This window comes from Pseudomonas kurunegalensis (assembly GCF_030291635.1).
Taxonomy (GTDB): Bacteria; Pseudomonadota; Gammaproteobacteria; order Pseudomonadales; family Pseudomonadaceae; genus Aquipseudomonas; species Aquipseudomonas monteilii.
The window spans coordinates 2851627-2876379 of record NZ_CP127871.1; the positions used below are offsets into that span (position 1 = coordinate 2851627).

Annotated in this window: 21 protein-coding genes and 1 pseudogene; 12 read left to right on the plus strand and 10 right to left on the minus strand. The window is 54.1% G+C overall.

The window, feature by feature from the left end; all coding sequences use genetic code 11:
- On the minus strand, positions 1-1368 hold the full coding sequence (locus tag QQ992_RS12725) for an aromatic ring-hydroxylating oxygenase subunit alpha (protein WP_286113681.1): 1368 nt from the start codon (positions 1366-1368) through the stop codon (positions 1-3).
- A gap of 603 nt (positions 1369-1971) precedes the next feature.
- On the opposite strand from QQ992_RS12725, the gene QQ992_RS12730 reads away from it, so the two are divergent.
- Both QQ992_RS12730 and hpaR (QQ992_RS12735) read left to right on the plus strand, forming a co-directional pair.
- Positions 1972-2292, plus strand: coding sequence for a 2Fe-2S iron-sulfur cluster-binding protein (locus QQ992_RS12730; protein WP_286113682.1), 321 nt, complete (start codon positions 1972-1974; stop codon positions 2290-2292).
- 174 nt (positions 2293-2466) lie between these two features.
- The gene (hpaR, locus tag QQ992_RS12735) at positions 2467-2907 is read left to right on the plus strand and encodes a homoprotocatechuate degradation operon regulator HpaR (protein WP_286113683.1); all 441 of its coding nucleotides are present in this window, start codon (positions 2467-2469) and stop codon (positions 2905-2907) included.
- 34 nt (positions 2908-2941) lie between these two features.
- On the opposite strand, the gene hpaI is transcribed toward hpaR (QQ992_RS12735), so the two are convergent.
- The 7 genes from hpaI to QQ992_RS12770 all read right to left on the minus strand — a co-directional run bounded on the left by hpaI (position 2942) and on the right by QQ992_RS12770 (position 8981).
- Positions 2942-3736 (minus strand): 4-hydroxy-2-oxoheptanedioate aldolase, encoded by a 795-nt coding sequence (gene hpaI / locus QQ992_RS12740; protein WP_286113684.1) that lies wholly within the window; start codon positions 3734-3736, stop codon positions 2942-2944.
- A gap of 17 nt (positions 3737-3753) precedes the next feature.
- A complete protein-coding gene (hpaH, locus tag QQ992_RS12745; RefSeq protein ID WP_286113685.1) occupies positions 3754-4557 on the minus strand; it encodes a 2-oxo-hept-4-ene-1,7-dioate hydratase in 804 nt (267 codons plus the stop codon).
- 40 nt (positions 4558-4597) lie between these two features.
- Positions 4598-5008 carry a 5-carboxymethyl-2-hydroxymuconate isomerase gene (locus QQ992_RS12750; RefSeq protein WP_286113686.1) on the minus strand — a complete coding sequence of 137 codons (411 nt, stop codon included), beginning with the start codon at positions 5006-5008 and terminating at the stop codon, positions 4598-4600.
- 59 nt (positions 5009-5067) lie between these two features.
- The gene (gene hpaD / locus QQ992_RS12755; protein WP_286113687.1) at positions 5068-5991 is read right to left on the minus strand and encodes a 3,4-dihydroxyphenylacetate 2,3-dioxygenase; all 924 of its coding nucleotides are present in this window, start codon (positions 5989-5991) and stop codon (positions 5068-5070) included.
- A gap of 88 nt (positions 5992-6079) precedes the next feature.
- A complete protein-coding gene (hpaE, locus tag QQ992_RS12760) occupies positions 6080-7540 on the minus strand; it encodes a 5-carboxymethyl-2-hydroxymuconate semialdehyde dehydrogenase (RefSeq protein WP_286113933.1) in 1461 nt (486 codons plus the stop codon).
- Between the two features lie 5 nt (positions 7541-7545).
- Entirely contained in the window at positions 7546-8313 is a 768-nt protein-coding gene (locus QQ992_RS12765; protein ID WP_286113689.1) for a fumarylacetoacetate hydrolase family protein, read from the minus strand.
- Positions 8310-8981, minus strand: coding sequence for a fumarylacetoacetate hydrolase family protein (locus QQ992_RS12770; RefSeq protein WP_286113691.1), 672 nt, complete (start codon positions 8979-8981; stop codon positions 8310-8312). Before QQ992_RS12770 ends, QQ992_RS12765 begins: the two co-directional genes overlap by 4 nt.
- A gap of 261 nt (positions 8982-9242) precedes the next feature.
- Between QQ992_RS12770 and hpaR (QQ992_RS12775) the strand changes: the two genes are divergently transcribed.
- The 4 genes from hpaR (QQ992_RS12775) (at position 9243) to QQ992_RS12790 (ending at position 15001) form a co-directional block, all read left to right on the plus strand.
- On the plus strand, positions 9243-9665 hold the full coding sequence (gene hpaR, locus QQ992_RS12775; protein WP_286113692.1) for a homoprotocatechuate degradation operon regulator HpaR: 423 nt from the start codon (positions 9243-9245) through the stop codon (positions 9663-9665).
- 1128 nt (positions 9666-10793) lie between these two features.
- Complete coding sequence (locus QQ992_RS12780; protein ID WP_286113694.1) at positions 10794-12092, plus strand: MFS transporter; 1299 nt, start codon at positions 10794-10796, stop codon at positions 12090-12092.
- A gap of 169 nt (positions 12093-12261) precedes the next feature.
- On the plus strand, positions 12262-13680 hold the full coding sequence (locus QQ992_RS12785) for an MFS transporter (protein WP_286113696.1): 1419 nt from the start codon (positions 12262-12264) through the stop codon (positions 13678-13680).
- A gap of 58 nt (positions 13681-13738) precedes the next feature.
- Positions 13739-15001: an OprD family outer membrane porin gene (locus QQ992_RS12790; protein ID WP_286113698.1), complete on the plus strand. Its 1263-nt coding sequence runs from the start codon at positions 13739-13741 to the stop codon at positions 14999-15001.
- A gap of 45 nt (positions 15002-15046) precedes the next feature.
- Here the strand turns inward: QQ992_RS12790 and QQ992_RS12795 are convergent, their stop codons facing one another.
- Complete coding sequence (locus QQ992_RS12795) at positions 15047-15472, minus strand: MarR family winged helix-turn-helix transcriptional regulator (protein WP_286113699.1); 426 nt, start codon at positions 15470-15472, stop codon at positions 15047-15049.
- Between the two features lie 181 nt (positions 15473-15653).
- On the opposite strand from QQ992_RS12795, the gene QQ992_RS12800 reads away from it, so the two are divergent.
- The 4 genes and pseudogenes from QQ992_RS12800 (at position 15654) to QQ992_RS12810 (ending at position 19790) form a co-directional block, all read left to right on the plus strand.
- Positions 15654-16838 (plus strand): amino acid aminotransferase, encoded by a 1185-nt coding sequence (locus QQ992_RS12800; RefSeq protein WP_286113700.1) that lies wholly within the window; start codon positions 15654-15656, stop codon positions 16836-16838.
- A 436-nt stretch (positions 16839-17274) separates the two neighbouring features.
- A pseudogene (locus QQ992_RS28105) lies at positions 17275-18246 on the plus strand (HAMP domain-containing protein); the annotation flags it as partial.
- A 141-nt stretch (positions 18247-18387) separates the two neighbouring features.
- Entirely contained in the window at positions 18388-19152 is a 765-nt protein-coding gene (locus QQ992_RS28110) for a methyl-accepting chemotaxis protein (protein WP_433963118.1), read from the plus strand.
- Positions 19153-19589: 437 nt separating this feature from the next.
- On the plus strand, positions 19590-19790 hold the full coding sequence (locus QQ992_RS12810) for a GIY-YIG nuclease family protein (protein ID WP_286113702.1): 201 nt from the start codon (positions 19590-19592) through the stop codon (positions 19788-19790).
- On the opposite strand, the gene QQ992_RS12815 is transcribed toward QQ992_RS12810, so the two are convergent.
- A complete protein-coding gene (locus QQ992_RS12815; protein WP_286113703.1) occupies positions 19759-20634 on the minus strand; it encodes a LysR family transcriptional regulator in 876 nt (291 codons plus the stop codon). The genes QQ992_RS12810 and QQ992_RS12815 overlap by 32 nt on opposite strands.
- 171 nt (positions 20635-20805) lie before the next feature.
- Between QQ992_RS12815 and QQ992_RS12820 the strand changes: the two genes are divergently transcribed.
- Complete coding sequence (locus QQ992_RS12820) at positions 20806-23235, plus strand: GcvT family protein (RefSeq protein ID WP_286113705.1); 2430 nt, start codon at positions 20806-20808, stop codon at positions 23233-23235.
- Between the two features lie 32 nt (positions 23236-23267).
- A complete protein-coding gene (gene folD, locus QQ992_RS12825; RefSeq protein WP_286113706.1) occupies positions 23268-24182 on the plus strand; it encodes a bifunctional methylenetetrahydrofolate dehydrogenase/methenyltetrahydrofolate cyclohydrolase FolD in 915 nt (304 codons plus the stop codon).
- Positions 24183-24753 lie beyond the last annotated feature (571 nt).

Consider the following 24753-nt stretch of genomic DNA (forward strand, 5'->3'; position numbering starts at 1 on the left):
TCACTCGCTCCGGTTCTGGAAGCGCGGATCGTGCTCGCCGCTCAGTACGCTCCAGTCCTTCTCGAAGATGTAGTCCTGCCAACGGAGGTAGAAACCACGTGCCATGTGCTCGGTGACGGAGGTGCTCACGTCGCCTTTGATGCGCAGGCCGTTCACGATTGGGTCTGTGGTGTTTTTGTTCAGCGACTGCTGGTAGTTGAACGGGTAGCGTTTGGAAATGGTGCCGCCGCACGCTTTCGTGGCGTACAGCCAGTTTTCCATGTCGTCCTGTTCGGTCATGCCGGCAGGGCCCGAGTAGCGCATGTAGTAGTGGCGCAGGAAGTCCTTGACCTTTTCAGGGGCGTCGGCGTCCACCAGGAAGAAGCGCCATCCTTCGGTCTCATTCGGGCTGTGCGGGTGCCATACGCAGAGGCTGCGGGGCTGGGTGCCATGGAATGAAGTGTTCGGGAAGATCGTGCCAACGAATGGGCGCAGACGATAGGCATCGCCCTTGGCAGCTTTGCGCTTGTTAAAGTTGTCGCGGAAATACTGCTCAATTTCCGGATCATTTTTGAACTGCTCGACGTATTCCTGACCTTCAGGCTGAACAGCCGAGTGCACACCGTGGCCATGCGGGAAGCTGACCCACACGTGTTTGGAGAACTCCAGTTCGTTGTCGCGGCGACCTTTCACGCCCTGTTCGGCCGATGGGCCAATGCCGATCAGGTCAACCGACCGGTGGCTTGGGTTGTGGTAGGTATCACCGAGGAAGTTCTCAGCAGCGTATTTCCAGTTGGCAGGGAAGATCCATTTGTGGACACCAACAACTTCCGAGCCGCCTGGTCGACCATCGCGGTGATCCAGGGCCAGATCCAAGTGGGTGACAGCGTCCCCCAGGTAGTCCATGAACTCAGGTGCTTCCGGATCCCACGTGGCCCAGACGGTGCCCTTGTAGATCGCCAGTTTGGCGACTTCAATCAGCGACCAGTCGGCCTTATCGAAGCAGTCGCCATAGATGTCCTTCGCCATCGGCACGCCACGCAGTTGGCCATCCGTCGAGAATGTCCAGCTGTGGTAAGGGCAGGTGAACAGCGAGGTGTTGCCGGACTCGTAGCGGCACACTTTCATGCCACGATGGCGGCAGGAGTTCAGGAATACGTGGACTTTCGAGGCTTTGTCACGAACCAGGAGAACCGACTCCTCGCCCATGCGGGAGGAGAAGAAATCGCCCGGGTTCGGGATTTGGCTTTCGTGACCAACAAACAGCCAGGCGCGAGCAAAAACCGTTTCCAGTTCTTTTTTGTAGATCTCTGCATCAGAGAAAATCTTACGATCGATAACGCCGTTTTCGACGTCAACAAATTTTCCTGTTGAAGCGATGATGTTCATTTGTCATGCCTATCGTGGATGAAATATTTAGGCTTTGCTCGACCAGTTGCTGATGTGTCAGGCAGCCACGCAACGATCACACCCTTAGCGCAATGCTGGGTGTTCAGAACGTTGATCAATCAAAAGCGCTGGGCTCAGCTTGATGACCTTTCCAGGCGGAGTGATCCGACTGTGGAAGGGCAGTGGCGCCGGCTGGCTTGGTAGCCAGCGGTTCGGGGGATGTCAGACAAACGCAACGGTTCATGGCAGTCCTTCCTGATTTTGAGGCCAGGATCTTGTTTTTTTTGGTTCTGCTCGCCGCCTCACTCGCCTGAGCAGGTACGGCTTGATTTCGAGGCTATTCCTGCAAAGGTCAAAAGTCAACATGTTAACTATATTGACCTTGGGTTCAGTGGTGATTTTAGGCGTTCACTGGCTGCTTTAAGAACTGCCGAAAGCCGTGTATTTATTGGCCTTAATGCGTTTTTCTCGATAGTTTATCGGGGCGGTATACGGTGAGGCTGGAGAGAAAAAGAGGTGACAAGTAGGGGGTAAAGGGGCTTGCCAGAATCTCGCGAATAGCGTTTACTTGGTTAACATGTTAACTGTGCAGGGGCGCAAAAAATGACAAAAATTACATTCATTCAGCCTGATGGGATTGAAAAGCAGGTTGAAGCCGCTGATGGCCACTCGCTGATGGATGCAGCTGTCCGAAATGGTGTGAAGGGCATGGAGGCCGAGTGCGGTGGTGCGTGTTCCTGTGCAACCTGCCATTGCTACATTGAGGAGCCATGGTTCGAGAAGGTTGGGCCTGCGGATGGTGACGAAGAGGGCATGCTGGAGTTCGCTTTTGAGGCGAAGGAAAACTCTCGGCTCGGTTGCCAAGTCAAGGTAAGTCCGAGTTTGGACGGCTTGGTTGTACGACTGCCATCCAGCCAAGGCTGAGTCATCGTTTGCCGTAGCCTTCGCTTTCGATTCAATACTGCTCAATGGGCCTGAATCAGTCGGCATAGATTTGTGTCGGAGATTCAGGCCCTTGATGTTTCAGGCTCTATCGCATTCGCGCTTGCGCAGACCGATACCGCGCTCGAATTCCTGGCATGCTCTCTGTGGATCCAAATGTCTAACGCAACCTATCGAATTTCCCTAACACTCGCCTTGCTCCAGGCTCGGGCTTCAGCAATGAGTTTCTTCCGGCCTGTACTTAATGCGCATGGCGTTACCAGTCAGCAGTGGAGGGTAATACGCGTGTTACATCAGAACGGCCAAACAGAGATCTATAGACTGGCTGAGCTGTCTTGTATTCTCCAGCCGAGTTTGACAGGGGTTCTGAAACGGATGGAGGCCCAGGGATTGGTGAGTCGGCAACGTTCGGAAGTCGATCAGCGATGTGTGCTGGTAACGCTTTCTGACTGGGGGCAGGAGCTCTATGGCCTAGTCGAGCAAGACATCAATCGGTGTTATGACCGACTGGAAATGGGACTGGGGAGAGACAGTCTTCGTGATCTTCTGGATTTGTTAGATGAGCTGAAGAGGGTCAGCCCCACCAACCAGGATTGAGGGGCTGCTCAGTTAACGGTCGGGGCAGGGGGGATTAGTAGACGCCACCGCCATTCTGATCTGGAAGCTGAGTGTCTTTGAAGCGTGCCGCGAGCGTCTGCAGCCCGCGCATCAAAACAGTCGTATCCACACCTACCGCGACGAACGTCGCGCCGAGTTCAAGATATCGGCGAGCTAGTTTTTCATCCGCGCTGAGAATGCCGGCGGCTTTCCCTGCCTTGCAGATTCGAACGATCGCATCTTCGATTGCGGCCTGAACCTCGGGGTGGCCAGGATTGCCTCGATACCCCATCGCTGCAGACAAGTCGGCGGGGCCGATGAAGACGCCATCGACGCCCTCTACTGCAGCGATCGCATCTAGGTTCTCCAGACCCTCGCGATTCTCGATCTGCACCAGAAGACAGATCTCTTCGTCAGCTTTGTTCAGGTAATCCGGCAGAGTGTTCCAGCGAGAGGCGCGGGCGAGGGCGCTGCCAACCCCTCGGATGCCCGATGGCGGATAGGTAACGGCGCGCACCAGGTGTTGTGCTTGTGCTGCAGTCTCGACCATCGGCACCAATAGGGTCTGTGCCCCGATATCCAAGACCTGCTTGATTAGCGCGGTATCGCCAACGACCGGACGAATTACGGGTTGCGAGGGATAGGGCGCTACCGATTGCAGCTGACCGAGCAGCGAGCGTATATCGTTGGGTGCATGCTCTCCATCCAGAAGTAGCCAGTCGAACCCTGCATTAGCAGCCAGTTCCGCGCAGTAGGCATCTGCAAGTCCGAGCCAAAGGCCAATTTGTGGCTCCCCAGACTTCAGGCGTGCCTTGAATGTGTTCTTCATCACCAGGGCTCCTACAATTAAACGAAGCGGCAGGCAATGCTGCCCAGCATGTCGTAGTCGACGTGGAAGGTGTCGCCTGGGCGTGCAGCAACAGGCCGGGTGAACGAGCCGCCCAAGATGATTTGGCCGGGCTCCAGCGTAACGTCGTAAGGCGCCAGTTTGTTGGCGAGCCAGGCCACACCTTTGGCCGGATGGTTGAGAACGGCTGCACTCACGCCAGATTCTTCGATCACGCCATTTCGGTAGAGGACTGCAGGTACCTTGCGCAGATCAATGTCGGTCGGGCGGACGGGGCGCCCGCCCATAACCACACCAGCATTGGCTGCGTTGTCAGAGATAGTGTCGAATACCTTGCGAGTTACCTGTGTCTGCGGATCTACCTGGTGAATTCGCGCGTCGATAATTTCCAGGGCCGGGATCACCCACTCGGTGGCTTCTAGTACATCAAAGACAGTGCAGTTTGGGCCTTTGAGGGGTTTGCCCAGGATGAAGGCCAGCTCGACCTCTACGCGAGGAACAACGAAACGATCAAACGGAATATCGCTGCCTTCCTCAAAAAGCATGTCATCGAGGAGCGCGCCGTAATCAGGTTCGGTAATGTTCGAGGAAACCTGCATGGCTCGAGACGTCAGGCCGATCTTGTGACCTACTAGCTTGCGGCCGGCTGCAATCTTCTTGGCAACCCACGCACGCTGGATGGCGTAGGCGTCTTCGATAGTGATGCTCGGGTAATCCAGCGAGAACTGGCGCACCTGTTCACGCGTGCGTTCAGCCTGGTCGAGTCGCTCAGCGGCCTGCTGGATGAAAGTGTTGTCAAGCATGATGGTTTCTCTTTAGAAGGTGAGCATCGCGCGGCGGATGTCAGGCCGGGCGATTGAAGAGGGGGTGCAAGGTGCTGTGCTTGGCATCGAACACTTGCTGAGTGCTCTCGTCGATTTGCAGGGTGATGCCGATTGGGCGCTCTTGCAGCACCCGGTCTAGGTGGTTTTTCAGTACCTGCAGCAGACTGTCACCAATGCTGTTATGCACCGTCGTACTGCGGCCACTCCCCATGCGCAGGTTGGCATACAGGAAGCCATAGTCACCGCGTCCGTCAGCCACAGCGCAGTGGGCTGCGGGGTAGGCCAGCACACGAGTGCCGCCGGTGGGAAACACAGCTTTGCCAGTGTCGTCGCGCTGTTCTAGCATGCAGTCCGCCAAGGCGCGGCATAGACCAGGAATGTCGGTATCGCGTTCCAGGTCGGGGGTGTAGAGCAGAACCAGGTGGGGCATGACGTAGTCCTCGTCAAGGCAGCGACCTGCCGTCCTCACAGACAGCAGGCGCGGACAGGTTACAGGCGGCTGGTTGATACCACTGCGCCCGGGTTGGCAGCCTGTGCTTGCGGAATGGCCGAGCCATCCTGCGGGGTGACCGGGAAGATGGCATTGATCTGACCGGTGCCTGAAGAGCCGAAGTAGGGCGTCACGACTTCTGCGTGGCCGTCGTATTTAGACCAGCCAAGAGCACCAAGCAGCATTGCGGTGTCGTGCATAAAGCCTTCGCCGTGGCCCTTGGCCGCGTACTCTGGCAGCATTCCGCAGAACTCATCCCATTCAGCGTTCTCCCACATCTGCACTACACGATGGTCGAGCGTTTCCAGGAATGGGCTCCATACCTTGGTTGCAAAGTCCGGCGCCTGGCCGTTTTGAGCAAAGCGATGCGAGAGCGAACCGCTGGCGAGGAACGCCACGGTGCCATCGTAGTGATCCTCAACCGCCTTGCGCATGGCCCAGCCGAGGCGGGCGCTGTCGGCAAGATAGTGGAAGGTGCAGAGGGCCGAGACCGAGATCACCTTGAAGTGTTGGTCTTGGTTCATGTAACGCATCGGCACCAAAGTGCCGTACTCAGGGCCCAGGGTGGTCGCATGGTGGGCCATGGTCTCGACACCAAAGCGATTGCATTCCTCGGCCAGGAGCTTGCCGAGCTCGGTGTTGCCGGGGAACTCGTATTCCATATTGCTGATGAAATGCGGCAACTCATTGCTGGTATACAGGCCCTTGAAATGGGGCCCGCAAAGCACGTGGTAGTTAGCATTGACCAGCCAATGGGTATCAAACACGACGATGGTGTCTACACCCAGCTCACGGCAGCGGCGGCTAATCTCATAGTGCCCATCGATTGCGGCTTGGCGGAAACCTTGGCGAGGCCCGGGCAACTCGGATAGGTACATGGAGGGGACATGAGTGATCTTGGCTGCGAGTGCCAGCTTGCCCATGATGAATCTCCTTCTTGTTGTGAGGCCACCGGCCCGGCACTTCGGCGATCCGTCAGAACTGCCTCAATCGCCGGCCCAGTGGAAAGAGTCACACCCCCCAGCGTGGGATGTGGTGGCTACCCATCGAGATGCAAACGTTCTTGATCTCGGCAAAGACCTCGAAGCTGTATTGTCCGCCTTCGCGACCGGTACCGGAGCCCTTCACGCCGCCGAATGGCTGGCGCAGGTCACGTACGTTGTGGCTGTTGATGAACACCATGCCGGCTTCGATGCCGCGTGCCAGGCGATGGGCCTTGCCGATGTCTTGAGTCCAAATGTACGAAGCCAGGCCGTACTCTGTGTCGTTAGCCAAACGCAGGGCTTCTGCCTCATCCTTGAATGTCATCAGGCACACAACCGGGCCAAAGATTTCTTCTTGAGCGATGCGCATCAAGTTGTCGACATCTGCAAAAACGGTCGGCTGTACAAATTGGCCTTTGGCCAGGTGCGCAGGCAGGTTGGCAGGACGTTCCAGTCCGCCAGCGACCAGGCGTGCACCCTCATCAATGCCGATCTGGATGTAGCCGGTCACCTTCTCATAATGCTGCTGGGTGATCATCGAGCCAACCTGGGTTTTCGGGTCGGTCGGGTCGCCGACAATCAGGCGTCTGGCGCGGGCTGCAAATTCTTCGACGAAGCGTGGATAGACACTTTCCTGAATAAAAATGCGGCTGCCAGCGGTGCAGCGCTCACCGTTTAGCGAGAAGATGGTGAACAGTGCTGCATCCAAGGCGCGCTCAAGGTCGGCGTCTTCGAAGATCAGCACCGGTGACTTACCGCCCAGTTCCATCGAGTACTTTTTAAGGCCGGCTGTCTGCATAATCTTCTTGCCGGTGGCGGTGCCGCCAGTGAAGGAAATGGCGCGCACATCCGGGTGGCGGACCAGTGCATCGCCAGCGGTGGCACCATAGCCCTGGATCACGTTCAGCACGCCGTTGGGGATGCCGGCTTCAACGGCCAGGCGGCCCAGTTCGTTGGCAGTCAGCGGCGACAGCTCGCTCATCTTCAATACGGCGGTGTTGCCCAGGGCCAGGCACGGCGCGGTCTTCCAGGTGGCGGTCATGAACGGCACGTTCCACGGGCTCACCAGGCCACACACACCCACCGGCTGGTACAGCGTGTAGTTGAGCATCTGGTCGTCGACCGGGTAGGTGTGGCCGTCCATGCGCGTGCACACTTCGGCAAAGAAGTCGAAGTTGTGCGAGGCACGCGGGATCAGCACGTTCCTGGTCTGGTGAATCGGCAGACCGGTGTCGAGGGTTTCCAGCTCGGCCAGTTTCGGCACGTTCTGCTCGATCAGTTCACCCAGCTTGCGCATCAGCCGGGCACGTTCCTTGGCCGGGGTGTTGGCCCACTTGGGGAAGGCTTCCTTGGCAGCTGCCACGGCCTGGGCCACTTCTTCGGCACCGCCGCTGGCGACTTCGCCAATGGCATCGCCGGTGGCCGGGTTGTAGTTGACGAAGGTGTCTTTGCTCTCGACCTCACGGCCGTTGATCCAGTGCTTGATCATGCTGCTCATGCCTTGTTGTTCTTGAAGAAGTCAGCTTCGCTGACGATACGGTTGACCAGGCGACCCACGCCTTCCACTTCCACCACCACTTCATCGCCTGGTACCACATCGGCCAGACCTTCCGGCGTGCCGGTGGCGATCATGTCGCCGGGTTGCAGGGTCATGAAGCTGGAGAAGTATTCGATCAGGTGCGGGATGTCGAAGATCATGTCCGCGGTGCTGCCTTCCTGTTTCAGTTCGCCGTTGATCCAGGTGCGCAGCTTCAGGTTGCTGACGTCTGGCACGTCGGCGGCATCGACGATCCACGGGCCGACCGGGGTGGTGGCGTCGCGGTTCTTCACCCGCAGGTTGGGGCGGTAGTAGTTTTCCAGGTAGTCGCGGATGGCGTAGTCGTTGCACACGGTGTAGCCGGCAACGTAGTCCAGGGCGTTTTCGCGCTTGACGTTCTTTGCCGGCTTGCCGATGACTGCGACTAGCTCGCACTCGTAGTGCATGTATTCAACGTTGTCCGGGCGCCAGGTGACCTGGTTGTGGCCGGTGTAAGTGCCTGGCGACTTGATGAAGGCCAGGGGCTCAGTGGGCGGGGCGAAGGCCAGCTCCTTAGCGTGGTCGGCGTAGTTCAGGCCCAGCGCGAACATGCTGCCGGTGGCAGGTGGGAGCCAAGTTACTTGCGTCTCCTCGAGCACTTTGCCATCGGCGAACCGCACACGATTTTCATCAATGACTTCTACGTGATGACGTTGCCCATCCACGTGAACGTAAGCGTGTTTCATGCAGATTCTCCTTGCTCCGCCACTACCGTGTTGGTCAGACGACCAAGGCCACTGATTTCAACTTCAACAATATCGCCGGGTTGAACATCAACTCGACCCTCCGGCGTGCCGGTGATGAGTACATCGCCTTCATCAAGCGTCATGAACTCGCTCAGCTCTGCGATCAGTCGAGCGACGGAGCGCACTTGGTTGGCAGTGGTGTTTTCCTGGGCAATCTCACCGTTTACATAGAGCTTGATTGTGAGGTTTTGAGGGTTCGCAATTTCGTCGGCAGGAACAATCTCTTCACCTAAAGCGCAGAATCCGTCACGGCATTTGGCTTTCACCGCTGGGCGGTAGTAGCTGTCTTCGGGAAGACTGAACTCATTGACAATCACATACCCTGCGACGTGCTGGAGGGCTGTCGTTTCGCTCACTCTGCTCGCACGTTTCCCAATGACGACTCCCAAAGCAGGGCCGGGCTGCAAGCGCTCGCCAGTAGGCCGTGCCACCACAGCGCGATGAGTGTTGCGTGTGTTCGGGGTCTTAATGAACAGCACCGGCTTTTTAGGGGGCTGCTTGTAAGGAGGGTTTTGGAAATCCTCAAGATTTTGCTCAAGCAAACCTTTGTAGTTGAGCGCGATCCCAAAGAGGGTTCCATTCGCTCTAGCGTGCGGAATAGGGGGCATCAAGTGGCTCCAGGTGAGGCTGATCGCAAGAAGTGAGTGGCGATTAGCAAGGTAAACATGTTTCCTTTATAGTTAATATGTTAACAATGGTCAAGCGTCCGTTTCGGGAGCGCGCTACGATTTCTGGTTTAGGTTGTGCTACGCCCTAGCGATGAGGGGCTTATGGCGGGGGAGGGTCATTGGGTCGGAGTTGCAGGAGAGGGTTGCGCAGGGGGGGAGACTTGCCTAAGCTATCAGGAAACTAGTTCACATGAATACTATATGTCTAGCCCCAGACCTTCGCTTACGCTGGCCCTCCTGCAGGGGAGAGAGGCTGCAATGGCCTTCTTTCGACCTTCTCTCAATGCGCGAGACCTCACAGAGCAGCAGTGGAGAATCATTCGGATCCTTCGGCAGCAGGGGGAATTGGAGAGCCATCAGTTAGCGAGTCTGGCCTGCATCCTTAAGCCAAGCATGTCAGGCGTTCTCGCTAGGCTAGAGAGGGATGGTTACGTGCGGCGATGGCGCTCCACTGAGGATCAGAGGAGGGTTTTTGTTCGGCTTACTGACCAAGGCCAGCAGCGTTTCGTCGAGATGTCAGGTGACATGGAGCGTAACTATCGGCGCTTGGTCGATCAATTTGGTGAGGAGAAGCTGACCCAGTTGCTGTCCCTCCTGGATGACTTGAAAACCGTATCACCATAATTCTCCTGCCTCAGTAACGGTGACGTGCAAGCATGCCGTCGCTGCTCCACTCTCTTGTCTGCATCTCCTCTAATAGCCTTCCCCGTCGCCATCCTGAAGAGGGTGGTGCTTCTTGTCTCTCCTGTCTTGAGGGTCGAAGAGCAGGGGTAGGCTTGATGTGCACATGTTAACCAATTTAACGCCTGGTCGCATATGTGTCCGGGCGTCCTGCGGTGATCCAGCAACGCTGAACCTCGAGCCCCATTGAGCTTGGTGGAGGCTCCGTGGGGCATAGATAGCATATTTCAATCTTCGGGCTATTGCGCGAGGAGCGGAAATCACGTTTACTAGGTTAACATGTTAACCATGTGGTGATCGATCTTGCTCCATGTGTGTGTTCGGCTAGGGCTTTCGATCAGTTGCGCAAAGGATGGTGCCATTGGCTCTCTTTGCGAGTTCGCTGGTCGCTGTGTTGCCCAGTGGGCCAGGGATTGGGCCCAGGTAGTGCTCCTGAGCACGAGCTGTAGCAGCCTGAGATTCGAAAGGTGGGGCATTCTCTGTGCCTACGCCTATGGATGCAGGGTTGAGATGGACTTATCCGTGGTTGAGCGTTGCAGATGGCGTATGAGTGCTTTTGGTCAATCGTAAAAAGAAGAAAAGGATATGAACCAAGCTACTGCTGTAGATCAGGCTTTCGGTGAGGGCGCCGTTCACATCTGGTGTAAGGTCTCCTTGCGGTTAATACCCCTGTTGCTATGAAAGGCTCAAAGTAAAGGCTAACGCTGTATCTGATTTTGCTGTTCCATGATTTGGGAAGCAGGACCGGTGGTCTCTTTGCGCCTGCATCATTTGAGTTTTTCACGCTTCTCAGGTGCTGTAGGTGCTTTTTTATAATTTTCATTTTCATTTATATTTTTTTGCACTTTTAAGGTGCGCCTAATTTACCGGAGTAATCTCATCTCGGTAGAGTACTTGGCCCGGGACGAGGCCTGAACTCAGCTTTTAACCTTGATCGCACTATTAGTGTGCATCTAGCGAAATGGAGCCCAAATGTGGGGCGCTCAAGGGGATTGACGTACAACTATAAGTAGGTAGGCTAACTAACAATGACAATGCAAGCCGTAGAACAACAGCAATCCGGAGAACAATATGAATACAACATCTGGGCTTAAGCCGTGGCGGGTAATCCTCGCAGCTACTATCGGGAACGCGCTCGAGTGGTACGATTTTATCGTATACGGTTTTCTCGCCGCTACGATTAGTAGGCTATTTTTCCCTACCGACGATCCATCGGCAGCTCTCTTGCTCGCGACATTGAGCGTGGGCATTGGTTTTGTGGCTCGACCTTTGGGGGCTATCATTCTTGGCTTGTATGCTGATCGCTATGGCCGGAAGCGCGCGTTGAACGTCGTAATCCTCTTGATGTTCATTTCCACCGCAATGATTGCTTTCGCCCCTACTTATCAGCAAGCAGGGATCTGGGCTGCGATTCTCATTGCTGTGGCACGTCTTATCCAAGGCTTTTCGGCGGGTGGTGAGTTCGGCAGTGCAACATCTTATTTGATTGAATGCGCTCCGACTCATCGGCGTGATTTCTACGGTAGCTGGCAGATGTTCGCACAAGCTTCCGGGGCTCTGCTGTCTACGATTGTCGGCGTGATGCTGTTTGAAGTCTTCACACAGGAAACAATCGATGATTGGGCTTGGCGGTTGCCTTTCCTTGTGGGGCTGCTCATCGGGCCAGTAGGTCTGTATATTCGACGTCACTTAGATGAGCCTGAAGCGTTTAAGAAGGTACAGGGTGTCAAGGTGCCCTTGAGTAAAGTGCTCATCACCTATCCTGCGCAACTGACTGCTGGTACTGTTGTAAGTGCTGCAGTGAACGTAATGTCATACGTAATTATTACTTATCTACCGTTGTACGCAAAACAAACGCTTGGTTTGAATCAGAGTGAGGCGTTTAAAGCGCTTCTGATCGCTGTTCTTCTTCGAATGGCGCTCATTCCGTTGTTCGGTATGTTGAGTGATAGGGTTGGGCGCAATAAGGTGCTTGTGACAGGTCTTACGCTATTTGCTTTGACGATTTACCCAGCCTACGGCTACATCATTGATAACCCTGGTTTCCTATCGTTGGTGCTAGTTGAATGCTGGTTCGCTATTTTGATTGCAGCTGTTTATGCTCCTAGCCCTACCTACCTTTCCGAATTGTTCCCAGTTGAGGTTCGAGGGATTGGGTTGTCAATTGCATACAACCTGGCCGCCACTGTGTTCGGAGGGTTCTCTCTTTTCTTTGTAACCCTAATTCAACAGTGGACAAATAGCGCGTTGGCGCCGGCTCACTACTGCGTCGTATTTTTTGTCGCAGCGGTTGTTGCTATCTTGATCACAAGGCCTAAAACCTGTCATGTAGCTGAGCGAACTTCGGAACTGCATGGGGAAGCTGTTTAAGGTATCTGCTTGGATCGTGGCGGGGCTAGTTTAGACCGCTGCGTTTTCTTTGCGCTGCAACATTGGTTGATTGAAAGCGATAATAAAAAATTTTGTCTGTGGTTTTGTTCGCTGCTATTGGCGAGCCTGATGCCTGTGCTTACTAAGTATGTGCTGAGTGAGGTTTACAGTGGGTTCAAGAACGGACAAATTCCAAGGGATTGCCTCTGACAGCGGTTCTATTGTCGTTTTGATGACCATGTGTGTTGCGTTAATGGTCTCGATGTTCAATGCGTCAATGATTGGGATATTGCTCCCTGGTATTGCCGAATCAACTTCTGCTGGCCCTACTGATTTACAGTGGGTTGCAACTATTTATATGCTTGCCTTGGCTGCATCATTAATGCCTGGCTCGGCAATTGGAAAGCGGTATGGGCGGCGGTCGGCGCTACTTGCAGGTCTTTTAGTTTTTCTTACAGGAGCTTTTTTATGCATGGTGGCGCAGAAATTGAGTTGGTTGTTGCTTGGACGCCTGGTCCAAGCCGTCGGCGTCGGTATATACATGCCGCAAACATTATCGATTTTGGCCGTTGAATACTCCGATCTGAAGAAGCGGGCTCGAGCAATCGGTGTTTGGTCTGGTGTGGCCAGCATCGGGTTGGTTGTAGGTCCTCTTGTTGGTGGCGTCGCAGTGATGCTAGTAAGTTGGAGAGCTGGCTTTTTCTTGTCAGTGGTGTTGAGTATTTGCGCTTTGATATCTGCATGGAGATGGCTGTCTAAGGAGCGCCATGGTAGGCCCGTTGACGTGAACGCATTCGATTTTTTGGGGACATCGTTTAGTGTGCTTTGGTTGTCCTGCTTGGTATTTGCGGTCAATGAGTCTAGCAGGCAAGGGTGGGGGGCAGAGGTAGTTTTACAAGCACTTATTGCGGCGTTTCTTGGTTTGGTGTGCTTCTTGGTAACGGAGAATTGGAAATCTCGCCGAGGCATCGAAGTGCTAATGCCGCTTGGGATATGGTGTAATCGAAAATTTGTTATGGCGAACATCGGTGGCGCTGTGTTTTTTATGTCCTTGTTCGGTGTTCTATTTTTTTACTCAATTTTTTTCTACGTTGAATTCGGATATCAACCAATTGCTGTTGGTGCCGCGTTCATACCCATGACCTTAATGATGGCTTTAGCTGCCTCTGTAGGTGGCAGGCTAATGGCGCGTATAGGAATCTTCAGGGTTTTTATTTGTGGAGCCGTGTGCGCCTCCGTTTCCATGTCACTTCTTTCGATCGCAACTTATTACAAGTCAGAAGTGTTCGTAGAGCTTGTCTTAGCCTCTGTAGGGGTTGGGTTCGGCCTTCTGAGCGCATCAACCAGCAATGGGGCCGTTTCAAGCGTCGCCCCATTATTGAGTGGCCTAGCGTCTGGCGTCCATACGACATGTAGGCAGATTGGAAGTGCTCTAGGTATTTCCCTTCTAGGGGTATTCGTGCATGGGGAGGGAGAATCCATGGGGGTCGAATATTTTGCAGAGGGTCTAGCCAAAGCAATGCAGTTTTCAGCTGCGGTAATTATTTTCATCGTGATCTTGACTTGGCGGTTGTTACGAAAGCGATGACGTGGTTGAGTGGTACTTGAAGTTTGATTTAATACAATAATTTCAGAGGTCGACTTTAATGAAAAAAATCAAAAATTGTGCGCTGGTCATGGTGCTTGGCTCGGGGGCGGTATTCGGCGCAGACCACAGTGCTCCTGTCATTGATGACAGTAAATTGAGCATACTGTTACGCAATGCCGTTTTTGATAGGGACTTTAAAAATGGCGTTCAAGATAGGCGTGAGTGGGGGCAGGCTGCTATTGCGAAGTTTACGTCAGGATACACTCCAGGGCTGATAGGCGTTTCGGCTGATATTTTTGGTATGTATGCTATTCGGCTTGATGGCGGCGGTGGGCGCACTGGCAGTAGCTCCATTGACATGTTCAAGCAGGATAGTAGTGGTAATCCTGCAGATAATTTGGCGCGAGCGGGTGCTGCTGTTAATTTCAAGCTGTCAAATACGGTCATTAAGTATGGTGACCAGATGCCTGACTACCCAGTTCTGAGCTATTCAAATACTCGATTGTTGCCTGAAACCTACACAGGTGTTTCGATTAATTCCAAGGAAATTAAAGGGCTAGAGCTTAATGCTGCTCACTTTACCGCTGAGGTTCGAAAAGGGGCGGAGGGCCATGACAGCGCAGGGCTAAAGCAAATTGATCTGTTAGGTGGTACTTACGCGCTGGCGGACAATCTGCAGGCGACCGCATACCAATCTTGGGACAGAAATTATTTCAAAAAGTCTTATGGGGCTGTTTATTACGCACACCCTTTGGATAAGAGCTCTTCTCTCACATTTGATTTGCGTGGTTATCATACTTTGTTGGATGATGAGTTTGCTGCTCGCCTGGGAAGAGGGGATGAGAATACTATATGGAGCCTGGCGACAACTTATAAGCTGGGTGGGCATTCGCTGATCTTGGCGTATCAGAAGAGCAGTGGTAGCGTCGGTTACCCGTATGGTGGCTATCAGAGCCTGGGGCGTCCTGGTGATGGTGGTTCCACATTTTTACTAGCGAATTCGTTCTTCTCAGATTTCAATGCTGAGGACGAGGCATCATGGCAGCTTGGCTATGGTTATGATTTTACCGCGATGGGTGTACCAGGCCTTTCATATCGTTTCGCTTACGTCAAGGGTGTTAACATCCGTACCCCTGATGGAGATGGGGACGAGCGTGAACTGTTCAATCAGGTTAAATACGTCGTTCAGAGCGGCAGCATGAAGGATTTGAGCTTCAAGGTTAGAAGCTCAATTCTGCGTGTTTCAAAAAATGCCGCCGCATATAATGTCAGTGCGAACGAGGTTCGAGTATACGTCGAGTACCCAATCAATATTTTTTAAAGCAGTTGCTGGGCATCGCTTGGCGATGCCCAGTAGAAAGGATGATTAGCACTTCGGAGCTCCCATCAGCTTGTCAAGTAGCGCCAGGGTCGATTGCAGATTGTCTAAATCATTTTTACTTAAAGATTTGAAACGTTGCTTGAGCGCATGATTGCGTTTTGTCCGGACTTCTTCGCACATGAGTTTGCCCGCGGTCGTCAAGCAAATTGGTTTTCCTTTGCCCGCCCCTTGGGGGCGTTCAATCCAATCTGACTCTTCCATCCGAGAGAGAATCTGACTCATGGTTGGGGTCCTGATTCCCTCTGCCGCTGCAAGTTCGCTCACTGTCATGGGGGAGACTTGCAACAAGCTGAGCACTGCGCCCTGGGTCGTTGTAATCGGCAACGCTTCAGCTTCTCGGCGCATAATCTGGCTTATGACTAAAAGTCTCTTGCGTGTTTCATCGATTAGTCTCATTTGCTCGGAGTTCAAGCTTTTCTCTCCAGTCCAATAGGTGTATAGTTAGGTTGGCTAACAAAAGCTTTTCAATCTCTTATCATCGCACAGTCGATGACTGAAATGAAGATCCTGGTTCACTGATGATCCATTGGGATACGCTTTCGTCTGCTTTCTGTTCAGCACACAAAAATCTAATCCTGCTGGAGGGTTTCGCATGCTCGAAGTGCTTAAGGAATTGCCAAGCGACTCTGTGCTCGGCTTGATCAAGTTGTTTGCCGCCGACACTAATGCCGATAAAATCGACTTGGGTGTAGGTGTCTATAAGAATGAGCAGGGCAAAACGCCAGTCATGGCTGCGGTCAAAATGGCGGAAGCTCGGATCCTCGAGGCAGAAAACTCCAAAACTTACTACGGGTCTGATGGAAATAGCGCATTTCTGGAGGCGGTAGCGCCACTCGTTTTTGGGGCGTCCACGGCACTGGCTGATCGAATTGTAGGTTGTCAAACGGTAGGTGGAACTGGTGCGTTGCAGTTGGCCGCCAAGCTAGCCATCAGTTGCAACAAAGATGCAGCAATTTGGGTGGGCACTCCTACCTGGCCCAATCATCTGCCTTTATTCGCAGCTGCCGGCTTGGAAATAAAGACATATGAATATTATGATGTTAAGTCGCAGAAGATTAATTTCTCTGACATGATCAATGCCCTGCAATCCGGCCGGGCTGGAGACGTAGTTCTTCTTCATGCGTGCTGCCATAATCCTACAGGCGCGGATCTTGACCTCGACCAGTGGGCGCAAGTGGCCAGCTTGATCGCTGAGAAGGGCATGATTCCACTAATCGACTCAGCCTATTTAGGGTTGGGGGTTAGTTTGGAGCAAGATGTAAAGGCACTTCAATTAGTAATCTCTCGCGTGCCTGAAACACTGATTGCATTTTCATGCTCCAAAAACTTTGGGTTATACCGTGAACGTATCGGTGCTCTATTTGTAGTAGGGAAGGACGGTCACTCCTCTTCGGCTATCAAGTCTCATGTGCAGTATCTTGCGCGCACTGTCTACTCGACCCCACCTAATCACGGCGCGGCTATTGTAACCTCAATTCTGAGTGAGCCTGGGCTCAAGAAAATTTGGCTTTCCGAGCTTGTAGAGTCCACCCAGCGTATCAATGATATGCGTCAGCAACTTGCAGCTTCTAGTTCTGTGGGTGGAATTGATCTAGTCGCGCTCGGAAATCAGAAAGGCATGTTTGCCCTTTTGCCGCTTTCGGTCGACCAGGTCAACACTCTGAGGGATAGCTTTAGTGTATATATGGCACCCTCGGGTCGTATCAATTTGGCTGGGTTGAATCGTGAGAACATACCCTACTTCGTGAGCTCGTTAGGCAAGGTGCTCAACGAGTAATAGGATGGTTAGGCAGTTGCGTCGTAACTGCCTAACCTTTTCCTTGGCTGCGTCCTGGTAAGGGGTAATGAAAGTGGTAAGTGCTGTACGCAGCCTTGAACTTTGAGTGTGCGCACGGTTTTCATTTTTCGACTTTCGCACCCCTATGTTTAAGTCGCATTCAGTCTAGGGCACTCTTAAGAGGCTCAGTTTAGATTGCCAGCCCTTATCTCATCCTTTGGGCTTGATGTCGTGCTGACAGCATTGCGGTTAGCGAGCAATACGGTACTACAGCCAAGCACCATTGCCATGCCGTAGAGTATGAAGTCGGACTGTTCCTGCGACCATTGCGTTCCGTTTGGCTGAATGCAGGGTAAGCCTGACAAAACGCGGGCCTGCGTTGCTTCACAGCGGCTGAAGAAAATCACCAAAAATAAAATTAGTTGGCCGACACGTTATGAATAAATGTCTTAGAGTTAGCCAAAAAGTTCTTCTTGTTGCTTCATTGATTGTCGTGGTAACTTTCTTTTTGTTTGCTTTGTGTAATGATTTCTTACAGCGAAAGGCGATTCGCGAAAATCTAGAAAATTATCTATTCGAAGTGGGTGGAAGCACGTCGAGAAATATTAAAAGCCAGCTTGAAAATCGCATTCAATTGATACAAAACGTAGCGCAAAACATCAGTGCGCTCCCGGGCGCCGTGAATGCTGCGACTCTTCTGGATCAGCAAGCTTTGCTCTCGGGCTTTCGAAATGTTTACTTGGGTTACGTCGACGGTGGCTTTACTGTACGTCCACAGGTCAAGATGCCTGAGGGTTATGATCCACGTGGTCGCTTGTGGTACAAGGACGGCATGGTCGCCAATGGCCCGATCCTGACGGAACCGTACAAACTAAGTACCGGCGAGATGGTGATCTCTGTAGTGGCCGCCGTCGGAAGCAAAGTCGGAGTAGTGGGTGCTGACATGACACTTAATGGCTTGAATGAAATTATCCACTCGGTGGATTTTGGTGGTATGGGCTATGCCTTCTTGGTTAATGATCAAGGCAAGATCCTGGTGCACCCAGACAACACCCTGGTGATGAAATCGCTATCAGACCTGTTTCCACTAAACACTCCGCGTCTAAGTAAAGACTTGAGTGAAGTGCAGCTCAATGGTCAGACTCGACTGATGAACTTCACTCCAGTTAAAGGCCTGCCTTCAGCAAACTGGTATATCGCTCTCTCTGTCGACAAGGGAAAAGCCTATTCGATGCTAAGCAAATTCCGAACTTCAGCGGTGATTGCGGCGGTGATTGCCGTGGTGATCATCATCGCCTTGCTTGGCCTGCTGATCCGTACTCTGCTACAACCGCTGCGTGCGATGACTCGCGCCATGGAGGACATCGCCGAAGGTGAAGGTGACCTGACAAAACGCCTGACTATTCACAGTCAGGACGAGTTCGGCATACTAGGTAGTGCCTTCAACCGTTTTGTTGAGCGTATCCACACCTCGATCGGCGAGGTTTCGTCGGCCACCGAGCAGGTAACTGAAGTTGCTCAGCGGGTATTGAGCGCTTCGAATTCCTCTATGGCCAACTCCGATGAGCAGTCTAATCGTACCAATAGCGTCGCTGCGGCGATCAATCAGCTTGGCGCCGCGGCTCAAGAGATCGCGCACAACGCTGCTCAGGCTTCTCAGCAAGCAAGTACCGCACGACACTTGGCGGAAGATGGGCAGCAAGTAGTAGGCCGTTGCATTGCCGCTATGAACCGCTTGTCGAACTTAATTTGCTCCTCCAGCCTGCATATCGAAACACTCAATAGCAAGACGGTAAATATTGGTCAGATCCTTGAAGTGATCACCAGTATCTCACAGCAGACTAATTTGCTCGCACTCAACGCAGCAATCGAAGCAGCGCGTGCCGGTGAAGCCGGTCGTGGATTCGCTGTGGTTGCCGATGAAGTGCGCAACCTCGCACACCGCACTCAAGCGTCTGCCCAACAGGTGCAGAATATGATTGAGGAGTTGCAAGTCGGTGCCCGCGAGTCGGTCGATACCATGGGGCAGAGCCAACGTCACAGCCAGGAAAGCGTTCAAATTGCTAATCATGCGGGCGAACGCCTGGGTAGCGTGACCCTCCGAATCAGTGAGATCGATGGCATGAACCAATCGGTTGCAACTGCCACTGAGGAGCAGACCGCTGTGGTCGAATCGATCAACATGGATATCAATGAGATTAATATGCTCAACCGTGAAGGGGGCGAAAACCTGCAAGCGACGCTGCGCGCTTGCTCTGAGCTTGAGCAGCAGGCCAGTCGTTTGAAGCGTCTGGTTGATAGCTTTCGTATTTGATCTCACTCGGGCGGTTGCTCCCGAAGCTGTTCGCATATATGTGATAAGGAAACAAGCCAACTTCTAGTCGCGCAGATGCTTGTCGGGCCTAAGGCACCCGAGTAGTCCACCGCTATGAGAGCTCCTGCTTGGCCAGCCGGACGCTCTCAAAGGCAAAAGAAAGCAGCAGAAGCTCGAGCAGGAAATTCGCGCGGCCCGGGAGAAGATCGTCAAGGAACGAAGCACTTCGCCACCGCAATGCGTGACCTTCAGGCTCGACTTGAGAGCGCGCAGTCTGAAGAGGAGCGTTCAGCGCTGACGGAGAAGTTGGCTGAGGTTGAGGCAGGTCGTGCTTAGCTGGAGGACGAAGAAAAGCTCATTGATTACCGTGAGCCGAATGTATAGCCGGGTACGTGTATGTCATCTCTAACCTGGGGGTATTCGGGGAAGGGATTTACATGATAGGCAGGACTCGCCGCCTTGAGCCTATGGATCGTGTAGATGAGCTTGGCGACGAGTCGGTACCGTTCTGGCTCGATGTGCATGCGATGGTTTTCTCGTTCAACGCTCCTGCATTGGAAGCGAAGCTCCACGAGCATTTCACAGTTGGACGGATCAACAAGGGCATCACCGGAGTTCACTGGATAGCCAGTCGGTAAAAGCTCGGGCTGCGCTTGAAAGCGGTCGATCTTGGTGCTTTATCAAGTAAAAGGTTGCCTGGGAGGGGATCGTCTGCTCTAAGGGGCACAACAAAAACTCTCTTAAGCGTGATCCTTGAAGCAACTCCTCGTTCAGCAAGCAAATGCCAGCGTTCTCAACCGCCATACTTGCAGCAATGGCGTAGCTATCGACACTGAATCGCTGCAAATGCTCTGGCTCGCCTTGGGGATAGCGATCGAGCCAATCGTTCCAGCCATTGGGCGTCCCCAGGACATCAATCAATGGGAGGCTTAGCACGCCACCCGCATCACGCAAACGATTTGACATGGATGAGGAACAATAGGGGCGTAACTCTTGAGAAATGAGTTGGGTCGACTCCATCCCGGCCCAATTGCCTGCGCCGTAGCGGATTTCAATTTCGCCACCGCCTGGCGGTGCATCAGCCTCCCAGTTCACCCCATACATGCGGATAGAGACTTGTGGGTAAAGGGATGCAAATCGCTCCATGCGAGGTGCCAGCCATAACTGTGCGAAGGAGTTGTTTACGCTGAGCTCAAGCACCCCTTGGGCAACTGAGCTGAAAATGCTGCTCATGCCTTGCTCCATGTGCTTCAGGCCTTCCTGCACCACACCGAGGTACGCACGCCCCGCGACTGTCAACTGAATCGACCGCGTCTGCCTCTGGAACAGAGTCTTACCAAGTTTGTGTTCCAGCAATTTGATCTGCTGGCTCACCGCCGATTGGCTCATGTTCAGCTCGATCGCAGCCTGAGAGAAGCTCAGGTGCCTGCCGACGACTTCGAAGGTGCGCAACCAATTGAGTTGCAGATTCGCAAAGGCCATGGATCACGCATAAGTTGTTCTTATTGAATTGCCGCTTTTACATCGTTTGTGCGCGGTATTCAAGCTTATTAGCATTCATCTCCAGCAGCCAGCAGGAAGGGGCCAAGCCTGGAGAAATTGCAGCTGCCGTGAGTCTTTTGGGCAGGATTAGCTCAGCACAGGGGATAGACCATGAAGTCGGAAACCAAAGTACTCGTCATCGGTGGTGGGATCACGGGGGTCAGCACGCTGTATCACCTGGCCAAGGCTGGCTGGACAGACGTGATGCTGGTCGAGAAGCTGGAGCTCACCTCGGGTTCGACTTGGCATGCGGCAGGTAATCTGCCTTCGTTCAGCACCAGCCTGAACATCATGAAGCTTCAAAAGCACAGTATTGAACTCTATCAGCAGTTGGCGGAGCAAACCGGTGAGTCCGTGGGGCACCATCAGACGGGCTCGGTTCGTCTGGCGCACACCCAGGAACGCCTGGATGAGTTCAAGCGTGTCGCTGGCCTGGCGAAAATCGCCGGTATGGTGGGTGTTGAAGTCGTAGATAACGCCAGGCTGCGTGAACTTCATCCCTATCTGGATACCTCTGGCCTGTTGGGCGGCTTGTGGGACCCTTATGACGGGCACATCGACCCCACCAGCGTCACCAATGCCATGGCGAAGCTGGCGCGGGGATACGGGGCCACTATCGTTCGCTACAACCCGGTCACCGCCATCCAACAGTTGCCTGATGCCCGCTGGCAAGTCACCACAGAGCAAGGTGTGATCACCGCCGACATCATCGTCAACGCAGCGGGCTTCCGAGCCAACGAAGTGGCGGCGATGATCGGCCACCAGTTCCCGATGTGCTCCCTGGAGCACCAATATCTGGTGACTGATGCCATACCTGAACTGGAAAAGCGCCCAGGCCTGCTACCGCTGCTTCGGGATCCGGATATCTCCTACTACCTGCGTCAGGAAGGCAAAGGGCTGATCCTCGGGCCCTACGAGCGAAGTCCGGTTGCCTGGGCGGTCGATGGCGTGCCGGCACAGTTCGGCCAGGAGCTGTTGCAACCGGAGCTTGGCCGGTTGGAGGACATCATTGGTGAGGCCATCGAACAGATAGGGCTGATCGGGCAGGGCGGTATCAAGACAGTCGTGAATGGGCCGATTGTCTATACCCCGGATGGCTTGCCGCTCTTGGGACCGGTACACGGCTATGACAACTACTTTGCCTGTGCAGGCTTCAGCTTTGGCATCACCCAGGGCGGAGGGGCGGGTCGCTACCTTGCCCAATGGATCATGCACGGGCATCCCGAAGTCGACCTATGGGAGTTGGACTCCAGGCGTTTCGGTAGCTACGCCAATCTCTCGTACACCGTGAGCAAAGCGCTTGAGGTGTATGCCAATGAGTACCAGCTGGGCCAGCCGAACGAATATGCGATGCGCCCGGCGTGCCGGGAGCAGAAAACCAGTCCGGTATACGCGTTGCTCAAAGTGAAGGGGGCTGTTCATGGCGCCTTTTACGGTTGGGAGCGACCCAGTTGGTTTGCCTTGGATGGAAAGCCTACTCAGGAAACACATAGCTTCAGCCGAGGTAATTGGGATGCCGCGGTGCGTGCCGAATGTGAGGCAGTCGCGCAGCGCGCCGGTGTGCTGGATCTGACACCGTTCACCAAATTCGAAATCTCAGGTGAAGGTGCCAGGGCATATCTTGACCGCATCAGCCCGAATCGACTCCCGGCCAAGCCAGGCGATGTCGCGCTTGCGCATGTGTTGACCGACGAGGGCAGTGTTGCTTGGGAGTTCTCGGTCACGCTGCTGCAAGACGGCCGCTTCTACCTGATGTGCCCAGCCGCAGCGGAACTACTGATTGATGACTGGCTGCGCGTCCGCGCTAAAGGGCGTAAAGATGTCCAACTTCGTAATGTCACCCGCGAGATGGGCGCGTTGATCCTGGCCGGACCACGATCTCGTGAGGTCCTTGCGCAACTGACAGATACCGATCTGAGCAACGAAGCGTTTCCGTGGTTTACCGGACAGGAAATCGAGGTCAGCGGTGTGCCGGTGCGCGCGTTACGCATGAACTTTGTCGGCGAATTGGGCTGGGAACTGCATCACCCGATAGATCGGCAGATCGAGCTGTACCTGGCACTGATGGAGGCTGGCAAGTCAGTGGGTATAGCTGACTTCGGCATGCGCGCGATGGACTCGATGCGGCTGGAAAAGGGCTACCAGATCTGGGGCCGGGAGTTGACCACTGAATACAGCGCGCTGGCTTCGGGGATGGCGTATTTCATCAAGACCGAAAAAGGCGACTTCGAGGGGCACGCCGCGGTACTTGCTGAGAAGGGCGCTCCGAGCAGCCATCGACTGGTGCTCATGGAAGTTGAGGCGGGGCGTGCAGATGCATTGGGCAGTGAACCGATTTTCCAAGGCGACGAAATGGTGGGGCTGACTACGTCGGGTGCCTACGGCTACCGCGTGGAAAAAAGCCTGGCGCTTGGCTTTATCAGGCGTGACCTGGCTGGCCCAGGAACACAGCTCAGCATCGAAATACTCGGTGAACGTTGCCCGGCTACTGTAACCCGCAGCTGTGTCTATGACTCCACGGGTGCTCGCTTGAAGCACTGATTCAACCCTATACATGAGGAGGAAACTGGACGATGACCGCAATTGAGGACGCCGTGCCGTCGGCCGCTACCGGTGCAGCGCTGATTGATGGCAAAGCCTTCGCCGAGGCACTACGTGGGCAAGTGGCTCAGGGCGCTGAGCAATTCGCCCGGTCGACCGGGCAGCCGCCCGGCCTGGCAGTAGTGCTGGTAGGTGATGATCCTGCCAGCCAAGTGTATGTGCGCACCAAGATGAAGACGGCGGCAGATACCGGCATTCGTTCGTTCCCACACCTCTGGCCGGGTTCGACGAGCCAGTCGGCTTTGCTCGAGCTGATTCGCCAGCTTAATGAAGATCCACAGGTGCACGGCATCTTGGTTCAATTGCCATTGCCTGCGCATTTGGACGAAGCGCAGGTCATAGCCGCGATCAGTCCCGCCAAGGATGTAGATGGCTTTCACCCGATCAATGTCGGACGTTTGAGCCAGGGTACCGCCACACTCATACCTTGTACGCCTCTGGGTTGTTTGTTGTTACTCAAAGATCGCTTAGGCGATCTGAGTGGTCTGAAAGCAGTGGTCGTCGGACGCTCGAACATTGTCGGCAAACCGATGGCCAACCTGCTGCTCCAGGCCAACTGTACGGTGACCATCCTGCATTCACGCTCCCGCAACCTGGAAGACGAGTGTCGACAAGCTGACATTCTGGTCCTGGCAGTCGGTGCTCCGCGCAAATTCGGCGCGGGTTATATCAAGCCGGGAGCCACTGTGATCGACGTCGGGATCAACCGGATAGTCAGTGAGGATGGCAAATCCCGGTTGGTGGGGGACGCTGATACGGACGCAGTAAGTGCGATCGCCGGTGCCGTCACGCCTGTCCCAGGAGGTGTTGGACCAATGACAGTGGCTTGCCTGCTGAAGAATACCCTCACTGCTGCGTCTGCTGCTGAAGGTCTTGCCTTCGACTAAGACCCACAGCTCTGCGTTTTTTCCTTAACAGCCGTTGCGCCTGTGTCGCACCGGCTGTCTTTTTGAGGAGCGGAGGGAACGCTATAGCCAACGTATTAGTAGGGCTTATTAATGATCGTGTTTTTCATCATTTGTCAGGTGTAAGCAAAGTTCCTACGATCAAGCCATCAACTGAGCGCAACAACAAAAACAAGCTCTCGGAGGTCGCTCGTGGCATCTACTTTGTTGGCCCCACGTGTAATACACGTTGATCGGAATGGCGCTCTTCAAGCGTCGTCTGGTAGCGCGACTCCAACCCAGCTCTTTCAACTGCTTCGTCTTCGCGAGATGTGTTCGCGGAACACGCTTAGCGGTCATTCCTCTGCCCAAGGGCTCTCAAAGGCCCGCAATCAAGACATGTTTTTGGTCGCGCTTCGACGCCTGTTCGGCCGTTACCGAATCAGCACGCGTTCGTGGCATCGCCGAAAGTGTGTGTTGCGCGGGCTCTAGCGATCACCCCGAAAGATCCAAAGGGTCACCAGTAACTACAGCGTTTAAATCCTGGCTGTTACAAGGCAGCCGTCCCGTTTGC